2 protein-coding genes are annotated in these 1,028 nt (G+C 54.8%); both read left to right on the top strand.

Features of this window, described 5'->3' with window-relative positions:
- A partial coding sequence (locus J5224_RS29815) for a helicase C-terminal domain-containing protein (RefSeq protein ID WP_319802513.1) occupies window positions 1-412 on the top strand: 412 nt, incomplete at its 5' end.
- A 56-nt stretch (window positions 413-468) separates the two neighbouring features.
- A partial coding sequence (ybiB, locus tag J5224_RS29810) for a DNA-binding protein YbiB (RefSeq protein ID WP_264628670.1) occupies window positions 469-1,028 on the top strand: 560 nt, incomplete at its 3' end.

Below are 1,028 nucleotides of genomic sequence, written 5' to 3'. Positions count from 1 at the left end.
ACAGGGGGATCAGCCGCGTTCGCGCTTGATTGCGCTACACCGCCAACGCGTTGAGGCGGGCGATGTCAGCGTACTGGTTGGCTTGCAATCTTTTGCCGAAGGACTGGATTTGAAAGGTGAGCTGCTGTCGCAGGTACATATCCATAAGATTGCTTTTCCCCCGATTGACAGCCCGGTGATCCTCACTGAAGGAGAGTGGCTAAAAAGCCAAAAACGCCATCCCTTCGTGGTACAAAGCCTACCCGCCGCTTCCTTTAACCTGATTCAGCAGGTCGGGCGCTTGATTCGCAGCCATAGCTGTTTTGGCGAGATCGTTATCTATGACAGGCGTTTGTTGACCAAGGGATACGGTGCGCAACTGCTGGCGGCGTTGCCGGTATTTCCCATTGAACAACGCGATGTGCCAGCCTGATATAAACATGCTATTTTTGCACAAAGAGATCGATCGTCTTTTTCGCGGGAGAACGCATGGACTTTACCACCATCATCAAAGAGGTCGGGCGGGGGAAAAATCACGCACGTGATTTGGATCAAGACGCCGCCTACACGCTGTATCGTCATATGCTGCAAGGTGATGTGCCCGATCTGGAACTGGGCGGTATACTGATTGCCTTGCGAATCAAAGGGGAAGGTGAAGCAGAACTGCGCGGTTTCTATCAGGCTGCCAGCGAGCAAGTGTTACGCCTGCACGCGCCTGCGGGTCGCCCTATGCCTATCGTTATCCCTAGCTACAACGGTGCGCGACGTCAGGCCAACCTGACGCCGCTGCTGGCGTTACTGCTGGTTAAATTGGGCTTTCCGGTGGTGGTGCACGGCGTTGAAAATGACCCAACGCGGGTAACCAGCGCGGAAATTCTGCAAGCGCTCGGGGTGAAAAGTGCGAACAGCGCCAAGGCGGCGCAGTCATTGATTGATGAGGGCTTCCCGGTATTCATTCCAATTTCAGCCCTGAGCCCTGCCTTGGATAAACAGTTGCAGCTACGCTGGCGCATGGGCGTGCGCAATAGCAGCCATACGCTGGCTAAATT

Source organism: Candidatus Symbiopectobacterium sp. NZEC135 (assembly GCF_025962695.1).
This window is presented reverse-complemented; position numbering and strand designations above follow the sequence as displayed.